We start from the raw sequence: 12686 nt of genomic DNA, 5'->3' as shown, positions 1-12686 counted from the left end.
CCCCCCCCCCCCCCCCCCCCCCCCCCCCCCCCCCCCCCCCCCCCCCCCCCCCACGCCGCTATCTGCGCCTGGTCGCCCTGGGCGACTCCACCACCGTCGGGGTCGGCGACCCCGTCCTGACTCCTGACCGCCGCGAGGCCCTGCGGGGCTGGTCCCGACTCCTGGCCGCCGGTCTGGACGAGGCCGGTCACGACCTCTCCTACCTCAACCTCGCCGTCAGCGGCTCGACGGTGCGCGACGTCGCCTCCCACCAGGTGGCCGACGCCGTCGCCCACGCCCCCGAGCTCGCCTCGCTGATCGTCGGCGTCAACGACACGATGCGCTCGACGTGGCACCCCGATCGGTTCGCCGAGGACCTGCTGGCCACCGCGGGCGCGCTCCACGACGCGGGCTCCACGCTGCTGACGGTCCGCTTCCACGACCACGGCCGGGTCTTCGGGCTGCCGCCGGCGCTGCGTCGTCCCCTCGACGCGAGGATCTCCGCCGTCAACGCGGGGTACGACGCCGTCGTCGAGCGCTACGGCGGGATCCGGGTCGACCTCGCCGAGGAGCCGGGCGTGTACGACCGGGCGTCGTGGTCGGTCGACCGGCTGCACCCGTCCGAGCTCGGGCACCGGATGCTGGCCCGTGCGTTCGCGCGGCGCCTGGCCGACGCCGGCTACGACGTCGCCCTGCCGCAGGCCGGCCCGGACGGCGGCATCGAGCCCAGCTGGCGGCGCAACCTGTCGTGGGTCGTCACCGAGGGCGCTCCCTGGATGGGACGCCGGGCGCGCGACCTCGGCCCCTGGGCCGCGCGGGCCGCGTGGGAGCGGGCCCTGACGCGGCAGCCCGAGCCCGCGCCGTAGCCTTCGGGGCATGACTGCACGCGAGGACGGCCGCGCCGACGACGAGCTGCGCCCCATCACCATCACCCGCAACTGGCTCGACCACGCCGCCGGCTCCGTGCTGGTGGAGTTCGGCCGCACGAAGGTCCTGTGCGCGGCGTCGGCCTCCGAGGGCGTCCCGCGCTGGCGCAAGGGCTCGGGCCTGGGCTGGGTCACCGCCGAGTACGCGATGCTGCCGGCGTCCACCAACACCCGCTCGGACCGCGAGTCGGTCAAGGGCCGCATCGGCGGACGCACCCACGAGATCAGCCGCCTGATCGGCCGCTCGCTGCGCGCCGTCATCGACTACCAGGCGCTGGGTGAGAACACCATCCAGATCGACTGCGACGTCCTGCAGGCCGACGGCGGCACCCGCACCGCCTCGATCACCGGCGCCTACGTCGCGCTCGCCGACGCCATCGCCCACCTGCGCTCCACCGGTGCGATCAAGGGCGAGCCGCTCACGGGCTCGGTGGCCGCGATCAGCGTCGGCATCATCGACGGCGTCCCGCGTCTGGACCTGCCCTACGTCGAGGACGTCCGCGCCGAGACCGACATGAACGTCGTCATGACCGGCGACGGCCGCTTCGTCGAGGTGCAGGGCACCGCCGAGGGTGCGCCGTTCGACAAGGCCGAGCTCGACGCCCTGCTCGACCTCGCCGCCAAGGGCTGCGCCGACCTCACCCGCCTGCAGGGCGAGGCCCTGGCCCGATGACCTCCCCCCGCGTCTTCCTCGCCTCGCGCAACGCCAAGAAGCTCGCGGAGATGGAGCGCATACTCGCCCCGCTGGTGCCGGGCGTGCAGGTGCTGGGGCTCGACGACCTCGCCGGCCTCGGCCTGGACCCCTACGACGAGCCCGTCGAGGACGAGCCGACCTTCGAGGGCAACGCCCTGCTCAAGGCCCGCGCCGGGTTCGCCCACACCGGGCTGGTGTCGGTGGCCGACGACTCCGGCCTGTGTGTCGACGCCCTCAACGGCATGCCCGGCGTGCTCTCCGCGCGCTGGGGCGGCCCGCCGAAGTCCGACGACCGCAACAACGCCCTGCTGCTCGCCCAGCTCTCCGACGTCCCCGACGAGCGACGCCGGGCCTACTTCGCCAGCGCCGTCGCCGTCGTCCACGCGGGCGGCGAGGCGGTCGTCGAGGGCCGCATGGACGGTCGGGTCATCCGCGAGTGCCGCGGGTCGGGCGGCTTCGGCTACGACGTGCTCTTCGAGGCCGACGAGCGGCCCGGCCTCACCACCGCCGAGCTCTCCCGGGAGGACAAGGACGCCATCTCCCACCGCGGCCGGGCTCTGCGGGAGCTGGTGCCGGTGCTGGTGGGGGTGCTGGGGCCGGGCGCCTAGGAGTTCCCCGGCTGACCGGGGAACTTCTCCTTGGTCAGGGGAAGTTCGGGCCTCTTTCGCAGAAGTTCCCCTGACCAATCCCCGCTGGACGTCCACAGCCGGGAGTCGTCGTCCACAGCCCGCGGAGGATCGCGGGGGACGACGACGTCGGTGCCGAAGGCGGGACTTGAACCCGCACGCCCGTGGGCACGGCATCCTAAGTGCCGCGTGTCTGCCTGTTCCACCACTTCGGCGCGGCACCCGGACCACGTCCGGGCGCCACGCCGAAGTCTAGGAGCGTGACGACGACGTCAGGCGTCCAGGCCCAGGTCGCGGCGGAGCTTGGCGACGTGGCCGGTGGCCTTGACGTTGTACTGGGCGACCTCGACGGCGCCCTCCTCGTCGACGACGACGGTGGAGCGGATGACGCCCTCGACGACCTTGCCGTAGAGCTTCTTCTCGCCGAACGCGCCGTAGGCGCGCAGGACGTCCTTGGAGGGGTCGGAGAGGAGCGTGATCGTGAGGCCGTCGCGCTCGCGGAACTTCGCGAGCTTCTCCGGCTTGTCGGGGGAGATGCCGACGACCTCGTACCCCGCGGCCTGCAGGGAGGCCAGGGAGTCGGTGAAGTCGCAGGCCTGCTTGGTGCAGCCGGGGGTCATCGCGGCGGGGTAGAAGTACACGATCACCTTGCGCCCGCGCAGGCCCGCGAGGCCGACCTCCTCGCCGGTGTCGCTGGTGAGGGTGAAGTCCGGGGCGGTGTCACCGGGGGAGAGGCGGTCGCTCACAAGGGTGCCTTTCTGCAAGGAATTTGCAACAACGATATGGTCGTGGCATGCATGTGCCTGACGGATTCCTCGACGCTCCGACGTCGATCGCCACCGGGGTGGTGGCGGCGACGTCGATCGGCGTCTCCCTCTACCTTGCCAGGCGCGAGCTGGACGACCGCACCGCGCCGCTGGCCGGACTCGTCGCCGCCTTCGTCTTCGCCACCCAGATGCTCAACTTCCCCGTCGCCGGCGGCACGAGCGGGCATCTCATGGGCGGCGCGATCGCGGCGGTGCTCGTCGGGCCGGCCACCGCGATCCTCTGCCTCAGCGTCGTGTTCCTGGTGCAGTGCCTGCTCTTCGCCGACGGCGGCATCACCGCGCTGGGCACCAACATCACGCTCATGGGCATCATCACCGTGCTCGTCGGGTGGGGCGTCTTCCGGCTGCTCCAGACCGTGATGCCGCGACGCCTCGGCCTCGTGCCGCTGCAGGCCGCGGCCGGCGCCCTGGTCTCGGTGCCGGTGGCCGCGCTGGCCTTCGTCGGGCTCTTCGACGTCGGCGGCAACGTCGACGTCCCGCTCGGCACGCTGGCCGGTGCGATGCTCTCGGTGCACCTGCTCATCGGCATCGGCGAGGCCGTCATCACGGCTGTGGCCATCAGCGCCATCCTCGGCGTGCGCCCCGATCTCGTCTACGGCGCCCGGCGGGTGCTCGCCCTGCGCGAGCTCGAGGTCCGCACCACGCGACCCGTCGCACCCGCCGCGACGCCGGCGACGACGGGGGAGGGCGTGGCATGAGCGTGCGCTCGCGCGTCTCGAACCGCGCCCTGCTGCTGGGCGTGCTCGTCGTCAGCCTGATTCTCGCGGGCGTCGTCAGCCGCTGGGCCGACAGCGCCCCCGACGGCCTCACCCGCGTCTCCCAGGACCTCGGCTTCGCCTCGTCCGAGACCGCCCACGCCTCCTCCGAGAGCCCCTTCGCCGGGTACGCCGGCTCGTGGTCCGGCATCGTCGGGGTGCTCGTCGTGCTAGCCCTCGCCGGCGGGCTCACCTGGCTGGTGCGTCGCCGCGGAGCGGTGGCCGCCGAGCCGACCGATCACAGCGCCACCGCCGCCACCGACGCCGCCGCCGAGGCCGCGCCCGACGCCGTCGAGCGCTGAGGTGGGCGCCGGTCACGGTCACCGCCTGCACTACCACGGCCACTCGCCGGTGCACCGGGCTCCGGCCCACCTGAAGATCCTGGCCCTGCTGGGATTCATGATCTGCGTGGTCGCGACGCCCCGCACCTGGTGGTGGGCCTACCTCGCGGAGGCGGCGCTGCTGCTCGCGGTGGTCGCGGCCTCGCGGGTGCCGTTCGGCTACCTGGCCCGACGCATGGTCGTCGAGACCCCGGTGGTGGTCTTCGCCGCGCTGCTGCCCTTCATCGCCCACGGCGAGCGGGTCGACGTGCTCGGCGTCTCGCTGAGCCGCTCGGGCCTCGAGGGGGCGGCGCTCCTGCTCGTCAAGGCGACCTTCGGCGTCCTCGGCGGCCTGACGCTGGCCGCCACCACCGAGCCGCAGGCCCTCCTCGGCGGCCTCGAGCGGCTGCGGCTGCCCTCCCAGCTGGTGCAGATCGCGACGTTCATGGTGCGCTACCTCGACGTCGTCACCGGCGAGATGCAGCGCATGCGCATCGCCCGGGAGTCCCGTGGCTTCACCGCCCGCGACCCGCGCCACTGGGGCGTGCTGGCGCGCTCGGTCGGCGCGCTGTTCATCCGCTCCTACGAGCGCGGGGAGCGCGTCCACCTGGCCATGCTCTCCCGCGGCTACAGTGGCCGGATCCCGCCGGGGCTGGACCGTCCCCACGCCCACCCCGACCACGCGCACCCCCAGCCGGAGCAGCCGTGAGCACCCCCGTCCTCGACGTCCAGGGCCTGGCCTACGCCTACCCTGACGGCCACCAGGCGCTCTTCGGCGTCGACCTCCACGTCCACCAGGGTGAGCGGGTCGCGCTGCTCGGGCCCAACGGCGCGGGCAAGACGACGCTGGTGCTCCACCTCAACGGCATCCTCGCCGCGGGCGCCGGCACCGTGCGGGTCAGCGGCCTGCCGGTGGCCAAGGAGCACCTGCAGGAGATCCGGCGTCGCGTCGGCGTGGTCTTCCAGGACCCCGACGACCAGCTCTTCCTCGGCACCGTGCGCGCCGACGTCGCCTTCGGTCCGGCGAACCTCGGCCTCAAGGGCGCCGCGCTCGACGCCCGCGTCATGGCCGCGCTCGAGCAGGTCGGCATGGCCGCCTACGCCGACCGCCCGCCGCACCACCTCTCCTTCGGTCAGCGACGCCGCGTCGCGGTGGCCACGGTGCTGGCGATGGAGCCGGAGATCCTCGTGCTCGACGAGCCGTCGTCGAACCTCGACCCCGCCTCGCGCCGCGAGCTCGCCGACATCCTGCGCAGCCTCGACGTCACCGTCCTCATGGTCACCCACGACCTGCCCTACGCCCTCGAGCTGTGCGAGCGGTCGGTGATCCTGCACGACGGCGCCGTCGTGGCCGACGGCGCCACCTACGACCTCCTCACCGACGACGCCCTCATGGCCGCGCACCGCCTCGAGCTGCCCTTCGGGTTCGACCCCCGCAGCGTGGGCCGCCCACGCCCCGTGCGGTGAGCCCGCGCCTGCGCGGGGGTTGGTAGGTTGCCGACGTGAGCAAGAAGACCGACCCCTCCCTGAAGGCCGCCCAGCTCGAGCGGGAGATCGCCGAGGCCCGCGAGCGGCTCGCCGTCTCGGTGGGTCAGCTGGCCTACCGAGCGAAGCCGCAGACGATCGTGCGTCGCGAGGTCTCCTCCCTCAAGGCCCACTTCGTCGACCCCGTCACCGGGGAGCCGCGCACCGACAACATCCTCAAGGTGGCCGGCGTCGTCGTCGGCTCGCTCACGGTGATCCTCGTGATTCGCCGCGCCAACCGCTGAGGAGCGCCATGAGCGAGAAGACCCCCATCAAGATGCTCCACGACCGGGTCCTGGTGGAGCTGGACTCCGAGGCCGGCGAGCGTCGTTCCACCGGGGGCATCGTCATCCCGGCCACCGCGGCCATGGGCGCGCGACGCCTGGCGTGGGCCCGGGTCGTCGGTCACGGTCCGCAGGCCCGCGCGGTGCAGATCGGCGACCGCGTGCTCTTCGACGCCGACGACAAGGCCGAGGTCGAGGTGCAGGGCGAGGTCTACGTCGTCATGCGCGAGCGCGACGTGCACGCGGTGGCCGCCGACCGTCTGGGCGACGAGTCCACCGGCCTGTACCTCTGACGAGGGCCCGCGCTCAGCGGGCGGTGAAGAAGCCGGCCGAGCCGAGCATCTCGGCGCAGCGGCCGCACAGCACGACGGGCTCGGTGTGCGCCCGGGCGGAGCCGTTGCTCTGACGCAGTCCGGCCACGGTGGCCTCGACGGGCGAGGCGTGGTGGGCGCTGGCGCAGAAGCCGAGGAACTCCTCGGCGGCCGGGGCCGACGCGCGCGGCGCGGGCTCGGCGACGAAGCCGGCGCGGGGCGCGCGGGTCGCGGTGTGAGTCGCGGTGTGGGTCGCGGTCGGCTCGGTGGCGTCGAGGCCACCGGCGAGCGCGGTGCCGGTGAGCAGGCCGGGGTCGCGGCGGTCGCGGTCGGCGAGGCCGGCGTCGACGAGCGCGTGGCCCACCTGGGAGGAGCGGACGCGGAAGCCGAAGCCGCCCTGCGCCGAGCGACGGCAGTGCTCGAGCACGGCGTCGTCCACCCACGTGCCACGCACCCAGGCCCCCGAGACCGACAGCAGTCGGGTCTCGCGGCGCAGGGTTGCGGACGGGCTCATGTCCACCTCAACGAGGCGTCCGGGCCGAGGTCACGGGGGTGAGGGGAAGCGTGTGGCGAGGTGTGGACCACACCCGATCGACCCCGTTCGGGCCGTAACCGGGAGGGGTGCCCCGCGTTGTCGTGGCATGGTGTTCACGATCGTCCTCGGCGAGTTCCACACGGCCCACCTCGACCCGGTGACCGGCGTCGGCCTGGTCGTCTGCCCCCGCCCGGAGGACGACGTCTGGCTCGACGGCGAGTCGCTCATGGCCTCGGCGTGGGACGAGGCGACCGCGAAGATGCTGCGGGCCGGCTGGTCGCCGGTGCACGACGTCAACGGCTTCCTGCGCTACGAGGGCCGCGCGGCCGACGGGTCCCTCGTCGTCGCCGCCAGTGCCGAGCGGAGCCTGCTGCCGGCCACTCCCACGAGCCTGGACCACGAGACCTGGCGACTGCTCTGCGAGGCCGCCGGCCTCCACGGTGCGCCGGCCCGTCGTCCCTGAGCCGTCCCCCGTTCCTGCCTCCCCGCGACGGGCCCGCCCGTCACCTTCCTCCCCGGAACGCACGAGAGCCCGGCACCGTCACGGTGCCGGGCTCTCGCGCTTCTCGAGGATGGACGACCCCGGAGCCTGCGGGGTGGGATCCCGCGGGCCCCGGGGCCTCCGGAGTGCCGTCCGGGGTGCCTAGGACGGACGGCGACGCTCGGTGCTGGTCAGCGACCGAAGGCGTCCACGTAGGAGACGATGCGGCCGACCATCTCGCTGGCGGCGCGGAGGTCGGTGACGCCGGACTGGGCGTCGCCGGCCAGGGAGTGCAGGACGGGCGCGGCCGCGGCGGCGTCGACGCTGGAGGCGACGCTCGCGCAGGCGCGGGCCGCCTCGCGGACGGCGGTGGGCTCGAAGGTCCACACCGACTCGAAGACGCGGTCCTTGTCGCGCACCGAGCCCTGGCCGGGGAGCTCCCAGGCGCTCAGCGCGACCGGCAGCTCGCGGGAGTCGCAGACGACCGCCCACTCGCGCCGCAGCGGCGCGGACTCGGGCAGCGGGATCTTGACCGGTGCCAGGGAGGTGGTGGCCGGCAGCGCGGAGGGCACGGGGGTGTCGGGGAAGTCGGCGAAGACCATCGCCACCTGGGCGACCCGCGCCAGCTCGGTCCACCGCTCGCCGGCGGCGTTGAAGTACCGCTCGCGCTGGAAGGAGCCGAAGATCCGGGCGTGGTCGGCCTTGGCGCAGAACTCGTCCTCGATGGCCCAGGAGAGCGCGAGGAGCGTGCTCTTGCGCAGTCGCAGGGGGGTGAGGTGCGGGTGGGTCTGCCGCAGCCGCGCGAAGATCGACGGCGCCGCCGGCCGAGCGAGGTCGGCCACGTCGGCGATCGCGGCCTCGAGCCGTGAGCCGGCGTCGCGCCGTGCCATCACGTCGAGCACCGCCTTGACGTCGGCGGGGGTGTAGCGCCGGTGGCCGCTGGCGAGTCGCTGCGCGCGGGGGAAGCCGTGACGGTTCTCCCACATGCGCAGGGTCGCGACGGCCACTCCGGTGCGCTCGGACAGGTCGCCGATGCTCAGGACGGCGTCATCGCTCATCGAGTCCTCCTCGCGAGTGGTCGGGGGGAGCGCGCTCATCCGGCGCTCCTCAGGATCGGTCGGGGTGCGGCCCCCAGGCCCAGACGCCGACGAACGGCGTGGGCGGCGCGCTCGCCGCTGGCCAGCGCGCCCTGCAGCGAGGGCGTCGCTCGGTGGTCGCCGCAGACGACGAGGTCGTCACCGACCCACTCGGCGCGCGCCGCGACCGCGGCGGGTGCGTGGAGCGTCGGCAGGGCATGGGCGATCTCGTGACGGGCCACGGGCTCCCAGTCGTCGGTGGGGACGCCGTGGATGCGACCGGCATGCGCCCGCATCTCGGCCTCGGTGGGCAGGGGGTGGCCGGGGCCGAGCAGGGCACTGCCCTGGACGAGGTGGCGTCCGGCGGGTGCGTGCTCGGGAACGGCCCGGGACACGACGGCGGTGTTGACCAGGGGTCCGCGGCGCCGGCTGACGTCGACGTGGACCAGGGAGTCCGCGGCGGGGGAGGTGGGCGTGGACCACCACTGCGTCACGACGCCGCGCGAGGGCGCGGTGGTGAGGTCGAGGAGCGCACGGGCGGCCGGCGCCTCGGTGGCCCACACGACCGTGAGGGCCTCGACGGTGCCGGCGGGGGAGTGGAGCACGACGCGGCCGCCGCGGCGCTCGACCGCGGTGACCTCGTGCTCGAGGCGCAGCTGCTCGCGGACGGGCTCGGCCATGCGTCGCGGCAGCACGCCGACGCCGCCGACCGGCAGCCCGGGCACGCCGCTGAGGAAGCTGCGCACGAGCAGCAGCGCGTAGCGGTTGGCGATCGCGGCGGGGTCGTCGAGGACGACGCCCGCGAGGAAGGAGAGCAGGGCCTCGCGCAGCTCGCCGGCCACGCCGGCGTCGTCGAGGGCGCGGCCGAGGCTGACGTCGGGGACGTCGGCGACCCGCTCCTCGAGACGGTGGGCGGCACGACCGGCCACGAGGACCGGCCGGGCCCAGCGCGCGAGGGCGAGGGCGTGGACGGGACGCCGGGCGACGGCGGCGAGGGTGCCGGGGGCCAGGCCGGGGGCGCGCAGCGGGTGGCCCCAGCGGCGCAGGCCGTCGTCGGTGCGCAGGGCGAGGCCGGGCGCGAACGGCCGCAGACCGAGGGAGTCGACGTCGATCGCCCGCCGCAGAGCCGGGTAGCCGGGGTTGATCACCTGGAAGCCGCGGTCGACGACGTGGCCGTCGACCTCGTCGCTCACGACGCGTCCGCCCACCCGGGCGGAGCGCTCGAGGAGGACGACGTCGGCTCCGGCGCGTGCCAGGACGTCCGTGCATCGCAGCCCGGCCATGCCGGCTCCGACGACGGCGACGTCGACGTGCTGTGCGCTCATCACTCACTCCTTCTGGTGAACAGTGTTGACGAAGATCGCCAAAACCTCAACACTCCTCTGCCAGAACGTGAACAGAAAATCAGATTTGCTCTTGGAATCTCAACAAAACTGTGTGTAGATTTCTGCTCAGCACGTTCACCGACTCACCAGACGCTTCGACCGAGAGGGGCATGACATGGCTGACACCGCCGGTGTCCCGCAGGCTCGACTCCGACTGGTCGGCGGGGTGCAGCACGTGGCGGGCGACACCCCGCCGACCTCCCCCGGGTCCGCCCGGCGCGAGGCGGCCGTCCGTCCCATGCTGCTGACGCCCTACGCGGCGACCGCCCTCGAGTCCGCCAGCGCCACCGTGGCCGCGCGCCACAGCCGCTCCGGACTCTCACGGCGACTGACGATCGGTCAGCGCGTCGTCCTGGTCGACCGCCGCGGCGGTCTGCACGACGGTCTCGTCGAGGACATCGCCTACACCGACTCCGACGTCGTCTACCTGCTCGGCCCCGAGCACCGGCAGCGCGGACGTGGCACCCGCCCGCGGCCGGCCGTCAGCGCCCCCGGCGTGACGGCACTCCCGAGCCCGTCCCGACTGCGGCGCGCCTCCAGCGCGTCCGGCCGGGAGGGCGCTCGGGTCCTCGATCTCGAGCTCGCACGGCGGCGTCGCGCCGCCCGCGGGGACGGAGCGTCCCGATGAGCACCACCCAGCCCACCCCCGTGGCCCAGGCAGCGCGCGTCCGCGATGCGCTGTCGCGGCTCCAGCGCTCCCGGGACCGTCTCGTCGGTCGCACCGAGGCCTCGTGCCAGCGTGCGGTCGAGCGGGTCGACGCCCTCATCGACGGCCTCACGCAGCGCCTCGACGAGCTGGCGTGCATCGAGGCGCCGATCGAGGCGTGGGCCGTGCTGGTCGACGCCGACGGCGCCGAGGTCAGCCTGCGCACCCCCTGCGTCATCGGCCCTCCCACCTCCGACGGCGTGCGTCATGTCGACCGCGCGCTGGAGATGGAGGGCTCGGCCGAGGAGATGGCCCGTGCCGTCTGCCTGCGCCTGATCGGCAACGACGGAGGTCTCGGCGAGCTGCCGCTCGACGACCTCGGCTCCGCGCCGATCTGGTTCGAACGCGGCACACCCTAGAACTTGTCGAGGCCCCCGACGCTCTTCTGTGGCGGGCGGGCGCGGGGGCCTCGGCAATGCCTCTCCTCCGGGAGAGGCCCCTGAACTGTCGGAGCCCTCGGCCAATCTGTGGCGGGCGGGCTCGAGGGCTCCGACAACAGACCTCTCTCGCGAGAGGAACCGGACATGTCGGGGCCCTGCTCTTCTGTGGCGGGCGGGCCGGGCCCCGACATCATCCGGCCACCCCACCAGCGCGTGATCTCAACGCCGTGTTGACGTCTTCGTCGTCGCTGCGGCCCTCCCCCTGCGAATCCCGCCCCGCAGGTCTCACCCCCGCGGTGCCCAGCCCAGCTCCGGCCCCAGCGACGTCGCGAGGTCAGTGAGGATCTGCTCGTAGTCCTCGACGCCGAAGGTGAAGGGCAGGGCGACCACCATCTCCTCGACGGCCTGGAACCCGGCGTCGGCGCGCAGTCGATCGGCCAGCTCGGCCGAGGGGCCGACCAGGTCCGGAGCGAACAGCAGACGTCCCGGACCCTGCGGGCTCGTCGTGCGCGCCAGCCGCGAGGCGGCGTACTCCTCGTAGCGTCGCGTCTGGGCCGGCGTGGCGGAGTCGGTGGGGATCACGACCAGGCCCTGGGAGGCGCGTGCCTGCGCCGGCCGGGGGTGGGCGGCGCGCCAGGTGTCGATCTGGGCGCGCTGCAGGGCGGCGAAGTCCCACGTCGCGGGGTCCTCGGACTCCGCGCGCACCACGCTGCTGGTCAGCAGGTGCAGGCCGTGCTCGCCGGCCCAGCGGGCCGAGCCGAGGCTGCCGACGCCCTGCCAGACCCGCCCGCGCAGTGACGGCACGTGCGGCTCGACGCGGGAGGAGAAGGTCTCGATGCCCTGCACGCCGGAGAAGGTCGAGACCGCCTCGCCGCCGAGCGCCTCGAGGAGCCGCTCGAGGCGCCGCGGCGAGAGGTCCTCGTGCTCGGCGGTGTCGGGGTAGAGGCCGTCGCGGACGGCGTCCCAGTTCATCGGCGGGCCGACGCTCACGCCCGGGTTCAGCCGGCCGCCGCTGAGCACGTCGACCGTCGCGAGGTCCTCGGCCAGGCGCAGGGGGTTCTCCCAGCCCAGCGGCGTGACGGCGGTGCCGAGGTCGATGCGCTCGGTGCGCTGCGTGGCCGCGGCCAGCACGGCGACGGGGGAGGAGATGCCGTGCTGCAGGTGCCGATGGCGCAGCCAGGCGGAGTCCAGGCCGAGACGCTCGCCGAGCTCGATGAGTCGCAGGGTGGCCTCGTGGCCCGGCCGCGGATCGTCGGCGTCGAAGAGGCCGATGGTGAGGAACCCGAGGCGGCGCAGTGCGGTCATGCCGCGTCCAACGTCCCGGCTGAGGCCGCTGTTCCGCGGCGGCGGTGTCGGCGTCGCTACGATGACGCGCACCGAGGGAGCGGAGGGCCACGTGGCGATCGGTTCGGGCCCGGGACGAGCGCTGGGCGCCGAGGATCCCGAGGACGCGCTGGCGCGCATGCTGCTGCGTCGAGGACTCGTGCAGCCGGTGCAGATCGACCTCGCCCGCGGTCGCGCCGACGCGCTGCCCCTGGCCGCCCGGCTGCTCGCGATCGGTGCGATCGACGACGCCGTCCTCGCCGCCGCGCTGGCCGAGCACCACGGGCTGCCCCTGCTCACCCGCTCCGAGCTGGTCGACGCCGTCGCGCCGACCGCCACCGCGGTGCCGCTCGAGGCCCGCACCGCCGCGGGCGCCCGCGTCGCCCGGGTCGTCGTGCAGCCCGGCAGCGAGGATCTCGCCTCCTCCGACGTCGGGATCGCGCTGCTGCGCGATCTCCAGGCCTGCGTGGGATCGGTGGGGCCGGCGGCCACCGGGGAGCCCCTCGGCGCCGAGGACGGTCGACCGGACGACGCCGCACCGCGGGCGCTCGCCT

At 74.3% G+C, this 12686-nt stretch carries 18 protein-coding genes and 1 tRNA gene; 13 read left to right on the top strand and 6 right to left on the bottom strand.

Annotation, left to right across the window (positions count from 1 at the left end; all coding sequences use genetic code 11):
* Positions 1-62: 62 nt before the first annotated feature.
* From ACZDWJ_RS02825 to ACZDWJ_RS02815, 3 genes are read left to right on the top strand one after another with little or no spacing between them, the layout of a single operon-like run.
* Positions 63-845: an SGNH/GDSL hydrolase family protein gene (locus ACZDWJ_RS02825; RefSeq protein ID WP_463519396.1), complete on the top strand. Its 783-nt coding sequence runs from the start codon at positions 63-65 to the stop codon at positions 843-845.
* 10 nt (positions 846-855) lie between these two features.
* On the top strand, positions 856-1578 hold the full coding sequence (gene rph, locus ACZDWJ_RS02820) for a ribonuclease PH (protein WP_463519393.1): 723 nt from the start codon (positions 856-858) through the stop codon (positions 1576-1578).
* On the top strand, positions 1575-2207 hold the full coding sequence (locus ACZDWJ_RS02815) for a non-canonical purine NTP pyrophosphatase (protein ID WP_463519392.1): 633 nt from the start codon (positions 1575-1577) through the stop codon (positions 2205-2207). Before rph ends, ACZDWJ_RS02815 begins: the two co-directional genes overlap by 4 nt.
* Before the next feature lie 151 nt (positions 2208-2358).
* Here the strand turns inward: ACZDWJ_RS02815 and ACZDWJ_RS02810 are convergent.
* Positions 2359-2440 (bottom strand) — tRNA-Leu (locus ACZDWJ_RS02810).
* Positions 2441-2497: 57 nt separating this feature from the next.
* On the bottom strand, positions 2498-2971 hold the full coding sequence (bcp, locus tag ACZDWJ_RS02805) for a thioredoxin-dependent thiol peroxidase (protein ID WP_463519391.1): 474 nt from the start codon (positions 2969-2971) through the stop codon (positions 2498-2500).
* A gap of 47 nt (positions 2972-3018) precedes the next feature.
* On the opposite strand from bcp, the gene ACZDWJ_RS02800 reads away from it, so the two are divergent.
* Genes ACZDWJ_RS02800 through ACZDWJ_RS02775 form a run of 6 tightly spaced genes read left to right on the top strand, consistent with a single transcriptional unit; the run spans position 3019 to position 6228 of the window.
* A complete protein-coding gene (locus tag ACZDWJ_RS02800) occupies positions 3019-3750 on the top strand; it encodes an energy-coupling factor ABC transporter permease (protein ID WP_463519390.1) in 732 nt (243 codons plus the stop codon).
* The gene (locus tag ACZDWJ_RS02795; protein WP_463519389.1) at positions 3747-4109 is read left to right on the top strand and encodes a PDGLE domain-containing protein; all 363 of its coding nucleotides are present in this window, start codon (positions 3747-3749) and stop codon (positions 4107-4109) included. Before ACZDWJ_RS02800 ends, ACZDWJ_RS02795 begins: the two co-directional genes overlap by 4 nt.
* Position 4110: 1 nt before the next feature.
* Positions 4111-4836: a cobalt ECF transporter T component CbiQ gene (gene cbiQ / locus ACZDWJ_RS02790; RefSeq protein WP_463519388.1), complete on the top strand. Its 726-nt coding sequence runs from the start codon at positions 4111-4113 to the stop codon at positions 4834-4836.
* Positions 4833-5594 (top strand): energy-coupling factor ABC transporter ATP-binding protein, encoded by a 762-nt coding sequence (locus ACZDWJ_RS02785; protein WP_463519387.1) that lies wholly within the window; start codon positions 4833-4835, stop codon positions 5592-5594. Before cbiQ ends, ACZDWJ_RS02785 begins: the two co-directional genes overlap by 4 nt.
* 35 nt (positions 5595-5629) lie before the next feature.
* Positions 5630-5896: a DUF3618 domain-containing protein gene (locus tag ACZDWJ_RS02780; protein ID WP_463519386.1), complete on the top strand. Its 267-nt coding sequence runs from the start codon at positions 5630-5632 to the stop codon at positions 5894-5896.
* Between the two features lie 8 nt (positions 5897-5904).
* Positions 5905-6228 (top strand): GroES family chaperonin, encoded by a 324-nt coding sequence (locus tag ACZDWJ_RS02775; protein ID WP_463519385.1) that lies wholly within the window; start codon positions 5905-5907, stop codon positions 6226-6228.
* Between the two features lie 13 nt (positions 6229-6241).
* Here the strand turns inward: ACZDWJ_RS02775 and ACZDWJ_RS02770 are convergent, their stop codons facing one another.
* Positions 6242-6760, bottom strand: coding sequence for a hypothetical protein (locus ACZDWJ_RS02770; RefSeq protein WP_463519384.1), 519 nt, complete (start codon positions 6758-6760; stop codon positions 6242-6244).
* A gap of 127 nt (positions 6761-6887) precedes the next feature.
* Between ACZDWJ_RS02770 and ACZDWJ_RS02765 the strand changes: the two genes are divergently transcribed.
* Complete coding sequence (locus ACZDWJ_RS02765) at positions 6888-7244, top strand: hypothetical protein (protein ID WP_463519383.1); 357 nt, start codon at positions 6888-6890, stop codon at positions 7242-7244.
* A 209-nt stretch (positions 7245-7453) separates the two neighbouring features.
* On the opposite strand, the gene ACZDWJ_RS02760 is transcribed toward ACZDWJ_RS02765, so the two are convergent.
* Both ACZDWJ_RS02760 and ACZDWJ_RS02755 read right to left on the bottom strand, forming a co-directional pair.
* The gene (locus tag ACZDWJ_RS02760) at positions 7454-8359 is read right to left on the bottom strand and encodes a DICT sensory domain-containing protein (protein ID WP_463519382.1); all 906 of its coding nucleotides are present in this window, start codon (positions 8357-8359) and stop codon (positions 7454-7456) included.
* A complete protein-coding gene (locus tag ACZDWJ_RS02755; protein WP_463519381.1) occupies positions 8356-9663 on the bottom strand; it encodes a flavin monoamine oxidase family protein in 1308 nt (435 codons plus the stop codon). Before ACZDWJ_RS02755 ends, ACZDWJ_RS02760 begins: the two co-directional genes overlap by 4 nt.
* A 175-nt stretch (positions 9664-9838) precedes the next feature.
* On the opposite strand from ACZDWJ_RS02755, the gene ACZDWJ_RS02750 reads away from it, so the two are divergent.
* A complete protein-coding gene (locus ACZDWJ_RS02750) occupies positions 9839-10351 on the top strand; it encodes a hypothetical protein (RefSeq protein ID WP_463519380.1) in 513 nt (170 codons plus the stop codon).
* Positions 10348-10788, top strand: a complete 441-nt coding sequence (locus tag ACZDWJ_RS02745; RefSeq protein ID WP_463519379.1) for a hypothetical protein — start codon at positions 10348-10350, stop codon at positions 10786-10788. The genes ACZDWJ_RS02750 and ACZDWJ_RS02745 overlap by 4 nt, the downstream gene beginning before the upstream one ends.
* A 306-nt stretch (positions 10789-11094) precedes the next feature.
* On the opposite strand, the gene ACZDWJ_RS02740 is transcribed toward ACZDWJ_RS02745, so the two are convergent.
* Positions 11095-12114: an LLM class flavin-dependent oxidoreductase gene (locus ACZDWJ_RS02740; RefSeq protein ID WP_463519378.1), complete on the bottom strand. Its 1020-nt coding sequence runs from the start codon at positions 12112-12114 to the stop codon at positions 11095-11097.
* Between the two features lie 91 nt (positions 12115-12205).
* Here ACZDWJ_RS02740 and ACZDWJ_RS02735 point away from each other — a divergent pair.
* A partial coding sequence (locus ACZDWJ_RS02735) for a hypothetical protein (protein WP_463519377.1) occupies positions 12206-12686 on the top strand: 481 nt, incomplete at its 3' end.

This window comes from Nocardioides sp. B129/18, from assembly GCF_055282735.1.
Note: the sequence above shows the minus strand (reverse complement) of the source record. Positions and strands in the feature narration are given on the sequence as shown.